Annotated in this window: 11 protein-coding genes and 3 pseudogenes; 10 read left to right on the top strand and 4 right to left on the bottom strand. The window is 65.9% G+C overall.

Annotated features, from left to right (window positions below; all coding sequences use genetic code 11):
* Positions 1-24: 24 nt before the first annotated feature.
* The gene (locus tag ON40_RS35815) at positions 25-246 is read left to right on the top strand and encodes a hypothetical protein (RefSeq protein ID WP_040829755.1); all 222 of its coding nucleotides are present in this window, start codon (positions 25-27) and stop codon (positions 244-246) included.
* A gap of 60 nt (positions 247-306) precedes the next feature.
* Here ON40_RS35815 and yczR read toward each other — a convergent pair whose 3' ends face one another.
* Positions 307-1,698 carry a MocR-like transcription factor YczR gene (yczR, locus tag ON40_RS35810; RefSeq protein WP_040829754.1) on the bottom strand — a complete coding sequence of 464 codons (1,392 nt, stop codon included), beginning with the start codon at positions 1,696-1,698 and terminating at the stop codon, positions 307-309.
* A 61-nt stretch (positions 1,699-1,759) separates the two neighbouring features.
* On the opposite strand from yczR, the gene yczE reads away from it, so the two are divergent.
* Positions 1,760-2,659 carry a membrane protein YczE gene (gene yczE, locus ON40_RS35805; protein WP_218008917.1) on the top strand — a complete coding sequence of 300 codons (900 nt, stop codon included), beginning with the start codon at positions 1,760-1,762 and terminating at the stop codon, positions 2,657-2,659.
* 162 nt (positions 2,660-2,821) lie between these two features.
* On the top strand, positions 2,822-4,189 hold the full coding sequence (locus ON40_RS35800; protein ID WP_040829770.1) for a glucose-6-phosphate dehydrogenase: 1,368 nt from the start codon (positions 2,822-2,824) through the stop codon (positions 4,187-4,189).
* A 19-nt stretch (positions 4,190-4,208) separates the two neighbouring features.
* Here ON40_RS35800 and ON40_RS35795 read toward each other — a convergent pair whose 3' ends face one another.
* Together ON40_RS35795 and ON40_RS35790 are read right to left on the bottom strand one after the other, a co-directional pair.
* A complete protein-coding gene (locus ON40_RS35795; protein WP_051194082.1) occupies positions 4,209-5,021 on the bottom strand; it encodes a class I SAM-dependent methyltransferase in 813 nt (270 codons plus the stop codon).
* A gap of 35 nt (positions 5,022-5,056) precedes the next feature.
* Complete coding sequence (locus ON40_RS35790) at positions 5,057-6,622, bottom strand: MFS transporter (protein WP_051194081.1); 1,566 nt, start codon at positions 6,620-6,622, stop codon at positions 5,057-5,059.
* An 81-nt stretch (positions 6,623-6,703) separates the two neighbouring features.
* Between ON40_RS35790 and ON40_RS35785 the strand changes: the two genes are divergently transcribed.
* From ON40_RS35785 to ON40_RS35765, 6 genes and pseudogenes are all read left to right on the top strand, one after another.
* Positions 6,704-7,369 carry a winged helix-turn-helix transcriptional regulator gene (locus tag ON40_RS35785; protein ID WP_040829752.1) on the top strand — a complete coding sequence of 222 codons (666 nt, stop codon included), beginning with the start codon at positions 6,704-6,706 and terminating at the stop codon, positions 7,367-7,369.
* A 212-nt stretch (positions 7,370-7,581) separates the two neighbouring features.
* Positions 7,582-7,953, top strand: a pseudogene (locus ON40_RS50525) (MarR family transcriptional regulator); the annotation flags it as partial.
* A gap of 434 nt (positions 7,954-8,387) precedes the next feature.
* Positions 8,388-8,651: a transglycosylase family protein gene (locus ON40_RS35780; protein ID WP_051194087.1), complete on the top strand. Its 264-nt coding sequence runs from the start codon at positions 8,388-8,390 to the stop codon at positions 8,649-8,651.
* A 153-nt stretch (positions 8,652-8,804) separates the two neighbouring features.
* A complete protein-coding gene (locus ON40_RS35775; protein ID WP_040829750.1) occupies positions 8,805-9,710 on the top strand; it encodes an alpha/beta fold hydrolase in 906 nt (301 codons plus the stop codon).
* 107 nt (positions 9,711-9,817) lie between these two features.
* The gene (locus ON40_RS35770; RefSeq protein WP_245568146.1) at positions 9,818-10,342 is read left to right on the top strand and encodes a DUF308 domain-containing protein; all 525 of its coding nucleotides are present in this window, start codon (positions 9,818-9,820) and stop codon (positions 10,340-10,342) included.
* 145 nt (positions 10,343-10,487) lie between these two features.
* Positions 10,488-11,000, top strand: a complete 513-nt coding sequence (locus ON40_RS35765) for a DUF6130 family protein (RefSeq protein WP_245568145.1) — start codon at positions 10,488-10,490, stop codon at positions 10,998-11,000.
* A 15-nt stretch (positions 11,001-11,015) separates the two neighbouring features.
* Here the strand turns inward: ON40_RS35765 and ON40_RS35760 are convergent.
* Positions 11,016-11,395 (bottom strand): annotated as a pseudogene (locus ON40_RS35760) (winged helix-turn-helix transcriptional regulator).
* Between the two features lie 137 nt (positions 11,396-11,532).
* Between ON40_RS35760 and ON40_RS35755 the strand changes: the two are divergent.
* Positions 11,533-12,401 (top strand): annotated as a pseudogene (locus ON40_RS35755) (aldo/keto reductase family oxidoreductase).
* Positions 12,402-12,805 lie beyond the last annotated feature (404 nt).

The raw sequence follows: 12,805 nt of genomic DNA, 5'->3' as shown, positions 1-12,805 counted from the left end.
GAGCGAATAGCGAAAGGCGACACCATGACCCGGAAGATCCTGCTGGCGATGATGGTCGGTGTTCTGATCGCCGCACCAGCGACGGCCTCCGCAGATGTCACAGCCGGCGCTGTCACCAACCGGCCCATTGCCGCCGAGCCGTTCAACACCGGTTCGGCAGTAACCGACACCATCGTCAACGGCCTCGTCCTGCTCATCTTCGGCCCGGACGACCCGCAACGCTGCAAGTTCCCCTACTGCTTCTGAGCAGAAGGCACTGGCAGTGAATCACCCTGCTTCCTCGATCATGTTGCCACCAAGCACTTTTCACGCAACCGTCGACGGTTCGTGTTTCCCGCGCTCCCCGCGCACGACGGCTCGGCGCGCTGCGGCCAACTGCTCCACCGCCGAGGCAAGTTCATCCACGGGCAGCGAATAAGGCAGGCGCACATGACGTTCGAATGCGCCGCCGATGCCGAACCGCGGTCCGGCGGCGAGGGTGATGCCGTAGTCCGGCGCGATCGCGGCCAGGCGTGAGCTGATCGGTTGGTCGAGAACGACCCAGAACGACAGCCCGCCAGGCGGGATCGACACCGTCCAGTCCGGAAAGTGTTGGGCCAGCGCTGCATACAGCCCATCACGCTGCTCCCGAAGTCGATGGATCCGGTCGGGCAGATGGGTGTCGAGGCCGTCGAGCAGGATGCTCGCGGCGAGTTGTTCCAGGATCGGAGTGCCCAGGTCGGTACCGGGACGCATCCGGGACAGGCGGGTCAGGATCGATGATCCGGCCCGAATCCATCCGATCCGCAGCCCACCCCAGATGCTCTTGGACGTCGACCCGATGCTGATCGCGTCCGGATGATCGGCCGCGAATGCGACCGGGCGGGGCAGATCGATGGCCAGATCGGCCATCGTCTCATCGATCACCACCGGACAGCCCGGATCCAGGCGACGCCGCACGTGCGCGGGCATGCACTGCCCGGTCGGATTGTGGAAGTCGGGAATGAGGTACGCCAGCGCCGCACCCCGACCGGCGACGCGGAGTTGTTCGACGTTCCAGCCGTCGGGTTCGAGCGCGACCGGAACGAGGCGGGCGCGGGCATCGGTGAAGGCCCGGATCGCGTGCGGATACGTCGGATGATCGATCACGACGCGGTCGCCGGGGCGGACCAGGGTGCGCGCGATCAGGGCGAGCGCGTGCTGGGCCCCGTTGGTGATCATGATCTGGTCAGGCCGCGTCGGCAACCCGCGCCCGGCGTACCACCGCGCGACGGATTCCCGCAGCTCGACCACGCCGTCGCGCTCGTACCCCCGACGATCGAAATAGCGAGGCAGTCGTTCCAATGCGGTGTCGAACGCGCGGTGCAGTATCGGGCCGGGTGCGGCCGGCGCCGCGAACGACAGATCGATCGTCGGCGACGAGGACGCGGCCTGCCGGTGCGGCGCCGGATCGTCGGGGAGCCGGACGACCGCCCGGGACCGCGCCCGGGTGTCGATGAATTGCGCGTCGGCCAGCGACCGATAGGCGGTGCCGACGGTCGTGCGGCTCACCCCCAGCGCGAGCGCCAGATCCCGCTCGCTCGGCAACGCCGCATCCAGCACCAGACGTCCATCCAGCACCAGCAGCCGCAGCCGCTCGGAGAGGCGTTGGTGTGCCGGACCCGGTCCCACCTGCCAGGCGCCCAACATCTGCGCCACCACCGATGCGCTGATCTTCATCGAACCAGCATCGCAAATCTGGCTATGGAATTGGATACCAGATTTCCCTGAGGATGAGCCGGTGACTCCACCGCATCTCCCGGCCGCCGATCGATTCGTCATCCGTCGCATGAACGCGGCCGAACAACTGCGCGCCGGACGCAAACTGCGCAGGATCCCGCAACTTCTGGTCGGCCTGATCGGTTACGGCGCCTCGGTGATGCTGCTGGTCACCTGCGGTCTGGGAGCCGCCAGCTGGAGCGTGCTCACCGAAGGAATCTCCGGATCCACCGGAATCTCGTTCGGAACCGCAACCAACCTCATCGCCGTGGTCGTACTCGTCGCCTGGGTCCCGATGCGCGAACTCCCCGGCCTGGGAACGCTGCTCAACGTAGTTCTCATCGGCATCGCCGCCGACGCGACGGCACGAATCGTCCCACCCCCACCCGACATCGAGATCCGAGCGCTCTACCTGGTGGCCGGTATCGTCGGCCTGGCCTTCTTCGATGCCCTCTACCTGGGCGCACAGTTCGGCGCCGGACCACGCGACGGCCTGATGACGGGCCTGGTCCGACTCACCCGCAAACCGATCCCGGTGATCCGCACCGCGATCGAGGTCACCGTGGCCGCCACCGGCTGGCTCCTGGGCGGCACCATCGGCATCGGCACCGTACTCATCACGGTCACCATGGGCCCGCTCGTCGGCTACTTCCTGCCGCGGGTTGCCGTCGAAATCCCCGACAGGACAACGGAATACCACGATCGACGGCACATACGGCGCCGACCGCCGCGCATCCGGCTCCGGCGATCCGCCAACCGAGTGCCCGGTCATTCCGCCGAACAAGTCCCGGGCCCTGCCGAAGCCGTGAGCAACGAAAAATCCACCGCCCGGAAGCCCTTCGACGAGGTCGAACGCGATGGCAGCACGGGCGATACCGAGCAGCGATTACCCTCCCGACCATCCGGAACATCAGATCGCTGACTATTTGCCACAATGACATGAGTTGATAATCTGACTGCACGAGGCAGGACGCAGAGACCGAACAGATTCGGCTGAATCCTGCTGCCGGGCAGCCCTACTCGCGAAAGGGTCCGCATGCACGATCCCGACGACGTGAATCTCGCTCGAACGAGGACGGATGCCGTGATCACGCGACTGGTCGTCTTCGGCGGAACCGGGGACCTCGCCGCTCGCTATCTGCTACCGGCCGTCAGCGCACTGTTCGCGGCCGGACATCTGGACAGTCGCTTCGAAATGGTGTGTGCCGATCGAAAAGGCCGGAGCGAGGCCGAGTTTCAGCAGTGGGTCGCAGCTCAACTCGATCATCACGCCGCGGATACACCGGTCGCGGCCAGGAAAGCGACCGCTGCCGCGACGCGATATCGACGGGCTGATATTCAGAGTTCGGAGGATGTAGCTGCACTGTTGCCAGATGGCCAGCCCGTCGCGATCTACCTAGCGCTGCCCCCGGCGTTGTTTCCCGCAGCGGTCACGACGCTGCACGATGCCGGTCTGCCCGCGGGGAGCCGGATCGTGCTCGAGAAGCCGTTCGGTGAGGATCTGGCCGGTGCGGAGAAATTGAATCGGCTGCTCGCGGAGCTGGTACCGGAACGAGCCGTCTTCCGCGTCGACCATTTCCTCGCCATGACCACCGTGCAGAACCTGCTCGGCAGCAGGCTGGCCAATCGCGTACTCGAATCCGTGTGGAACAGTGCGCATATCGCCGAGGTGGAGATCATCTGGGACGAAACCCTCACGCTCGAGGGCAGAGCCGGATATTACGACCATGTCGGCGCCCTGAAGGACATGGTGCAGAACCACCTGCTGCAACTGCTGTGCCTGATCGCCATGGAACCGCCGATCACGTTGTCCGAACGCGATCTTCGCGACCACAAGGTCGACGTGCTGCGATCGATCCGGCCGCTGACCGATGCCGACATCCCGCACCGCACTCGCCGGGGGCGTTATCTGGCGGGCCTCATCGGCGACCGCGGCGTCCCGGCCTATGTCGATGAACAGGGCGTCGACGCGAAGCGCGGGGCCGAGACGTTCGCCGAGGTCGAGTTGATGATCGACAGCTGGCGCTGGTCGGGAACGAATTTCGTGCTGCGCAGCGGCAAAGCGCTCGGCGCCGATCGCAAGGAGGTCGCCGTCCACTTCCGCCCGGTGCCGCACATGCCGTTCGGACATCATGGCGTCGCAGCACCCGATGTGCTGCGATTCGGGCTCGATCCGGAATGCCTGTCCCTCGAACTCACCGCCATCGGCCCCACCGTCAACACCCTGGAACCACTCACTCTGACCGCGCGGATGGACCCACCGGAACTTCCGGCGTACGGCAGGCTCCTGCTCGACGTCCTGCACGGCGATCCGTCCCTGGCCATCCGCGCCGACGAGGCCGAACAGGCCTGGCGGGTCGTCACCCCCATCCTGGCCGCCTGGTCCCGCAACCTGGTACCGCTCGCCGAGTACCCAGCGGGATCCGCGGGACCACCCCGCTCGGGCCGCTGAGCGAACCCGGCGCCGTCGTCTACACTGCCTCGGCCACTGCCCGGATGGCTCGCAGTCGTCCGTCGGCGAGCGCTGCGGTGAGGTTTTCGGCGCGTGTGACGAAATCGGGCACGAAGGCATGGAGTCCCAGCGGGCTCGGGGGTAACGCCTGCACCATGCGCATGGTGGCTACGGCCTGCTCGGTGAGATCCTCCCAATGCTCGATGCCGAATCCCGCCGCCTCGATCATCCCGCGCAGCGAGTCCCGGGTGGCCAAGTGGCTCTGGCCGGCGGTATCCGCCCAAGGGAGCGGGTAATCGGGTTCGCCGACCACACCGGCGGAGACGATGTCCCACAGCGCGAGCCGTCCCCCGCCCTCGACGACCCGGCGCATTTCCCGGTAGAAACCGTTCTTGTCGGCGATGTTCATTTGGACGTGCTGACTGAATACGACCTGGAAAGTGGCGTCCGCGAACGGAAGTGCGGTCACGTCCGCTCGACGGACTTCGATCCGGTCGTCGAGACCGACGAGGCGGTTGAGCCACCGGGCGGTGCCGCAGTAGTCCTCGACCATATCGACGCCGGTGACCCTGCACCGGAATCGATCGGCCAGGTATCGAGCGGTGCCACCGATGCCGGTCCCCGCATCGAGAACCGCGCTGTCCGGAGCGATCGCGATCAGGTCGGCCAGTTGGCTGGTCGCTATGCGTCCGCTGGTGTGATAATCCTCGAGCATCGCCAGGTCCGCAATGTGCAACTGGCCGAGGTCCTTTCCGGCGGCTATCAGGGCGCGCTCGATATCGGTCCGCGATGTGCCCGTCGAATATTGGGACGGGATCCGGCTGTGGTTCATCTCTGACTCGCTTCGATGGAGGGACGGGGTCGGAGTCATTGCCCGACGGTCTCGGAATGGGCCGAACGATGTCGCGTCTGTGGCCGTTGCGGCGGTTGCGCGGGTAGGAACGCGACGGCGAGCAGCGCCCCGACGGCCGCGACCGCCCCCGCCACGACGCAACCGATGCTCAGGCCATGGTCGAAGGCGTCGGTCGCGGCACGGCGAACGGCATCCGCGGCGGCACCTCGACCGTCGGCGGCGAGCCGGGCGGCCACGCCATAGGCCATCCCGACGGACTGGTGCGTGAGGTCGGCCAGCGCCGACGGCAGTGCTTTCGGCAGACCGGTGTCGAGGCGAGACCCGTACAGCGAGGCGTAGACGCTGCCGATCACCGCTACGCCCAGGGTGCCGCCGAGCAGCCGGGTGGAGTCGTTGATCGCGGAGCCGACCCCGGCCTGATGGGCGGGCACCGCCCCCATGATCGACTCGGTCGCGGGCGCGATGGTCAGCCCCATGCCCAGGCCGTAGACGACCATCTGGATGGCGATGACCCCGTAGGGAAATGTGGGTGTCATGCCGGTGGCGACCCAGAAGTAGAAGCCCGCCTGCAGGACGAGTCCGACCGTGACGATGGCCTTGGTGCCGATCGTGATGGCCAGCCGCGTGCCGACAGCCGACCCGACGGCAACCGAGACTGCCACGGGCAGCAGGTGCACGCCGGTGGACAGCGGGCCATAGGTCCGGATGAACTGGAAGTACTGGGTCATCAGGAAGATGAACCCGAACAACGTGAAGAATCCGACCGTTACCGATGCGCTGGCGGCGCTGAAGCGCAGATTCGCGAACAGCCGCACATCGAGCATCGGCTGATCGGCCCGGCGCTCGGCAAGGACGAATGCGATCGCCAGAAGCGCCGCGCCGGCGTATCCCAGGACCGACGCGGGCGCGGTCCAACCGCGGTTCGGCGCCTCGATGACGGTATAGACGAGCACCGCCATGAAACCGCCGGACAGCACGAGGCCCGGGAAGTCCAGCCGATGCGCGGTCACGGACTTCGATCGGGGTACGAATGCCGCGGCCGTCGCGATGACGGTCAGCGATACCGGTCCGAGCGTGTAGAAGATGCTCGACCAGCTGAAATGCTCCAGAAGGTAGCCACCCACGATCGGCCCGAGGGCGATGGCCATGCCGCCGGTGGCACCCCACAATCCGATCGCCAGCGCGCGTTCCTTCCGACCGGTGAACACTCCGGTCAGCAGCGACAGCGTGGCGGGGAACGTCATTGCCGCACCCAGACCCATCACGGCACGGGCAGCGATCAGCTCACCCGGGGAGTTCGAATAGCCGCCGATGAAACTCGCGGCCCCGAACACCACCAGACCAGCCAGCAGCATGCCCTTACGACCGAAGCGATCGGACAGGCTGCCCGAGGTGAGCAGCAGCGCGGCGAATACGAGGTTGTAGGCATCGACCACCCACTGCAGTTGCGCGGTGTCGGCACCCAGTTCACGGGTGAGCGTCGGCAGCGCCACGTTGACCAGCGTGGTGTCGAGGTTGATGAGGAACGAGGCGGCCAGAAGTGCGGTCAGGATCAGTGGTTTGGATCGCAGAGAGTTCATGGTTGAATACTAGGACTAGTAAGTAGAGTTTTTCAACTACTAAAACCAGATCTTCTACTTACATTTGATATAGTGGTTGCCATGCGAAGCTATGGCCAGTACTGCTCGATCGCGCGCGCCCTCGACGTCGTCGGAGACCGGTGGACGCTGCTGATCGTGCGCGAACTGCTGATACAGGGCCCGTGCCGGTTCACCGACCTGAAGAACGGGCTGCCCGGAATCGCCGCGAACCTGCTCTCCACCCGCCTGCGCGAATTGGAGCAGGCCGAGCTGATCGAACGCGACGAAGCACCCCCGCCCATCGCGACCACCCTCTACCGGCTCACCGAGGCAGGCCACGCATTGGAGCCCGCCCTCAAAGCAGTCGGACTCTGGGGCCTGCGATACATGAGCACAGTGGACCGACAGGACACCTTCCTGCCCCAGTGGCTGGCCTACGCGCCCGCGTGGTTCACCGTCGACACCGACCCCGAGGCGCCGCCGGTGGTGGTTCAGCTCGACGTCGGCGACGCGCACGCGGTCATGGAGATCAGCGGCGGACGAGTCGAAACCCACGTCGGACGAGCCGACTCCCCCGACCTCGTGCTCGACGGGCCGGCCAACGCCGTACTCGGCCTCCTCATGGGCGTGATCGACCTCGACGTCGCCACACAGATCGGTCTCACCGCAACCGGCCGCCGCGATGCGCTCAGCCGCCTCCGCCCCATCGCCGAGTACCCCGCGGAATCCGCGGGACCACCCCGCTAGAGCAGCTGAGCGAATCCGGCCGCGTCGTCGACGAGATACGAAAGTCCACCCCCAGCACCGACTCCGGGCGACGCGCGTTGCAGGCCCACATCGAAGCGCTGCAACACATCGCCGCGCAATCCCAGCAAACCGGCGAGACGTACACGCCGAGCAGTCCGAAACCCGACTGACCCAACCGGTTCGCCCCGACCGGGACCGAACACCGCCTCAGCGCAGGCCAATTGCTCACCGAACTACAACTCACCACCGGCGCGGTAACCAACCGGGTCCGCCAACTGGCACAAAAAGGCTGGGTCACAAGAGATTTCGCTCCCAACGACCACCGCTCGATCCTGGTCGGCCGCGCTCCCGAAGGCCAGAAGCGCGCGCTGGAGGTATTCGCAATGAAAACCGACACCGGATACCAACTCCTGTCGCCCCTGTCCTCCGCCGCCCAGCGCCGGATCGACGACGATCTGCGAAAAAGTACCGCTGACCTTGGAATCCTGACTCCGATCCGCTCATCACGGCCACATCATTCATGGCCTTCACACCCACGCAAAACGGTCGAGCGTGTCAATTGCAGTCGCCATTTCCGCAGGTGAGCAATGTATTCGCATAAAGTGATTTCGATTCGATAAACTCTCCCGCACATATACGGTCTTCCACGTATCGTCTCTTGCGGAGAAAGAGTGCCGAGCGTTATCCACTCTTCACACGTACCCACAGGCTTTGCCCGGACGAAACCGAAGTTGCCCCGGTAGACCAGCGCTTCACCGTCTGATGGTTACGTGATTGCGACAAGAGTGGCCCGGCAGCAGTGCACTGTATAACGGTGCCTGCAAGCCGGCGAATCCTACGCACACCTGATATTTCCACACCACGGTTCGCAAAATCACCGACGATACCCGCATGAACGACCGCGGGTATTCCGAAGGTCGAGTCGGCTGATCATGGAAGGAGATTCTCCGTGCACAACTCGCGTGTCTTCGATATCCGCTTCCTCAGTGCCGCCGCCGCCATTACCGCGGCCTCCGTGATGATGATCGCTCCCGCTGCGCAGGCCCATTCCGGCGGCCACGACTGGGACGCGGTCGCCGCGTGCGAGAGCGGCGGAAACTGGAGCGCCGACACCGGCAACGGCTACTTCGGCGGCCTCCAGATCACCAGCAGCACATGGGGAGCCGCCGGCGGCACAGGTTCGCCCGCACACGCCAGCCGCGCCGAACAGATCCGCGTCGCCGAAACCGTTCTCGCCAACCAGGGCCGCGGCGCGTGGCCGGTATGCGGGGCATACCTCTGACCAACAGCGCGAAGTCCCGGCGGACCAGTCTCACTCGGCACCCCGCCGGGACTCTGCCGACGATCCCGTCACGGCCGTACCGCGACCGGATTACGTCAATCCAGCGTCATTCGACAGATTCGGGGCCGTGCCCGCGGCGGTGAAAGTATCCGCATGGCTCCGGTTCCGCTTCATCCCCCGTCCACACTCGCCCCGGGCGCGCACACCTTCGAGTCCGACGGAATCACCCAGCGATATCACGTGTACGGTCGCGGACCCGTCTGCCTCGCCCACCCCGGCGGCCCCGGAATCCACTGGGAATACCTGCGTGTCCCCGGGCTCGAGGAACACCTGACGATGGTGTACGTCGAAGCACTCGGCACGGGCGAATCCGGGCGCCTGCCGACGCATCCGCACGGCTACACCCGGGAGCGCTACAGCCGTGCGCTGCAAACGCTGACCGATCACCTGGGCGTGCCCGAGGTGTATCTGCTCGGCCATTCGCACGGGGCATTCGTCACCGCTTTTCACGCGCTGCACCGACCGGCCGGACTGGCGGGCGTCATCCTGTACGAGGGTGCGCCGGTCACCGGCCCCGAACACGGCGCCGAGGCCGGGCGACGAGTTCAGGAATTCGCCGCCGCGCACGCGAACCGGCCCGAACTTGCCGAGGTGCTCGCGGCATTCGCTGCCCTGCAGGATATTTCGAGCGACGAACAGACCGTGGCGGTTGCGCGCGGCATCCTGCCGTCCTATTTCGCCGACTACTGGGGAAATGAACGGCAATGGGCTCCCGTCCGGGAAAATCTGCGTGCCACCTATATCTCCGGGCTGGACGTGGACCTGTTGCCGGACATCATCGACGACCGCGCCGACCTGCCGAATTCGACCGTGCCGACACTGGTCGTGGTGGGCTCCTTCGACGTCATCTGCGGGCCGCGCTGGGGACGGGAACTGCACGAATTGATTCCCGATTCGCGACTGGTCGTCCTGGAACGCAGCGGGCATCTGGGGCATCTGGAAGAACCCGAACGCTTCGCCGAAGCGATACGGGAATTCGTCCTCGCATCGAAAGAATGAGCGGCCTTTCCACGCCCGCCGCCCGGGACCCTCAATCAACGATCGAATCGATAGGTTTCATGAATAGCACTGCAGTACTTCCTGTTTCGGGATCCGAGCGTTCGTCCGTGATCCGGTTGTCCCTGGTGCGCGGCATCCTGGCGCTGGCCTGGGCGCTCGCGTTCGCCGCGTCCCCCCGTCCACTGAACGCCGTCGCGGTCGTCCTCCTGGTCGTCTACCCGCTCATCGACGCGGTCTCCTGCGCCATCGACTACCGCACGGTCCCGGACGGCTCCGAACGTCGCGTGACCGCACTCAACGGCATCCTGAGCACACTGACCGCCATCGCCGTCGGCGTTGCCGGAGTCGTCGGCGGCGAGGGCGCGGTACTAGGCGTATTCGGCGCCTGGGCAATACTTTCCGGCGCGGCCCAACTGGCCGTCGGCATCCACCGTCGCGGCCCCGTCCTGGGTAAACAATGGCCCACCCTGATCTCCGGCGGCCTGTCCTTCCTGGTCGGCGCCGTCTACATCGCCAAGGCCACCGGCCAGTCCCCATCCCTGGACGTGCTGTCCGTCTACGCCACCGGCGGCGGCATCTTCTTCGTCGTTCAGGCCGCCCTGCTGATCTGGAAGTCGTACCAGAAGAGGTAGAGCCGAACAGTGCAAAGGTCCCCGGGCCGTCCGGCCGGGGACCTTTGCCATGTGGACCTAGCCGGGCGACGCGACCAGGATGACGTACGGCGATGGCGTCATCCGGCGGATGCCGCGGACGTCGCCTCGTCCCTAGCGTGGCCGTATGTTCAGCCGCCACCTCCCGATCCGCGTACTCGGCGCCACAGCCGCGACCGCCCTGCTGACCGCATCGGCCGCCTGCTCGTCGAGCACTCCCGCACCCGCACCGGTTGCGCCAACGACCGCCATGGCGGCATCGGGCGCACCAACCTGGTCACCGGCGCCGGTCGTTCCACTCACCGCACAGCCCGCTCCCTCCCTGGTCGTCGACCAACCATTGCCCGACCAACTCGCGATGGGCCTGGTGGTCATCCGCTACCACGCGGAGAACCTTCGGATCGTCGCCGCGTACGGCCCTGGCGCACTGAGTGTTTCGCCGCGCATCGGACACATCCACGTCACCGTCGACGACGCGCCGTGGCATGGGGCGGACGCCAGCGGTGAACCCCTGATCATCCAATCTCTACCGGCCGGACCCCACAAGGTGTGGATCGGTCTGGCCGACCCGACCCACCGGGTGCTGGACAGCAAAACCGTGAACTTCGTCGTCCCCGCCCACCCCGACCATCAACACTGACCGGCACGTCTCGGGTCAGGCGGTGCGGGCGTCGCAGGTCGCGCGATTGTCGAGCACATCGTCCGTGTGCATCTCGGCCCAGCTCTTCACGCCGCGGATCATCCGATGCAATGAGAGTCCGAGTTCGGTCAACTCATAGGAGACCGTGACGGGCACGGTCGGCGTCACGGTGCGGGTGAGCAGCCCGTCCCGCTCCAGCGAACGCAGCGTCTGGGTGAGCATCTTCTGGCTGACTCCGGCACCGTCGGCGTCACCGCTGCCGAGCGCGCACAGGATCAGCGTGACCCATTCGTCGGATCCGGTCGAGCAGCTTGCGGCTCGGACATGCCGCCAAGGAACGCGTCGTACTCCGCCTTGCACTGTGCTCGTTTCTGGGCTGCCGTCATCGTCGCCATCGACCGCTCCTGCAACCAGTGGATGCGTTACGCACTTCGAAGTGCCTACTTCCTGCCAGAGAGTTATATCTCCATAGTGAAGCAAGGTGCCGCTGTGCACCACCATCCAGCTCCATAGGAGAGGCAGAGTTACGAAGATGCTGTCCGACACGCTTCCCGGCGGCACATGGCCCCTGGGCGAACTGACTGTCAGCCGATTCGGCTACGGCGCAATGCAACTCGCCGGCCCCGGTGTCATGGGGCCGCCGGCCGACCGCGACGGCGCACTCGCCGTCCTGCGCGCGGTCGTGGACCTGGGCAGCACCCACATCGACACCAGCAATGCCTACGGACCGGACGTGACCAATCAGCTGATCCGGGAGGCGCTGCACCCCTACCCGGACGCGTTGCACATCGTGACCAAGGTCGGCGCGACCCGTGCCCAACAGGGTGGATGGCCCCCGGCCCGACAGCCCGAGGATCTGCGGCGCGCCATCCACGACAACCTCGAAGCCCTCGGCGTCGAGCGGCTCGATCTGGTCGATCTCCGGCTGGGCAACGCCCAGGGACCCCAGCCCGGGGCACTCGCCGAGCCGTTCGAGACGCTCGTCGAACTCCAAAGCAGCAGGGCCTGATCCGGCACCTCGGCGTGAGCAACGTGACGGTCGAACAGGTCGCCGAGGCGCAGGCGATCGCGCCGATCGTATGCGTGCAGAACATGTACAACCTCGCCTACCGCCACGACGACGAGCTGATCGACCGGCTCGCCGAGGAGGGTGTCGCCTATGTGCCCTTCTTCCCGCTCGGCGGCTTCACCCCACCGCAGTCGTCGACTCTGTCGGCCGTGGCCGAACGGCTGGACACGACACCGATGTCGGTCGCGCTGGCCTGGCTGCTGCGGCGCTCGCCGAACATCCTGCTGATTCCCGGTACGTCGTCGGTGGCGCACCTGCGCGAGAATGTCGCCGGCGCAGGACTGTCGCTCTCCGACAAAGACTTCGGCCAACTGGATCGAATCGGCCGCTGAGTCGCCCGAAGCCGGAAAACAGACGGTCGGCTGGAATCCAGCGAGCGGACCGAGATACGGAGAAGGCCCTTCCGCAATCAGCGGAAGGGCCTCCTACCAGCGCGCCCGAAGGGATTCGAACCCCTAACCTTCTGATCCGTAGTTACAGGATGATGCCCTGACCAGCGGAAACAATGCGCATATCAGCTAGTTGGCAACGTCGGCGAAGGCGTCAAAGTCGTCGGCGTTGTCGTCATGTCGTGTCGTCAAGGGCTAGTTCGCAATGACCTCTCGTTTGCAGGTCAAACACGGTACAGGTGTCATGCCAGTCCACATCTGCGGGCGCTACCGGAACGCAGCGAGAGTGCGTCTATGTCCAGCATTATCTGCGATACAGCCGACTCGTGGCCTCCAGGTGTGTCCTA

The sequence above is a fragment of the Nocardia jiangxiensis NBRC 101359 genome (assembly GCF_000308615.1).
Taxonomy (GTDB): domain Bacteria; phylum Actinomycetota; class Actinomycetes; order Mycobacteriales; family Mycobacteriaceae; genus Nocardia; species Nocardia jiangxiensis.
The sequence above is the reverse complement of the archived record's forward strand: the minus strand, read 5'-3'. Positions and strand labels throughout refer to the sequence as shown.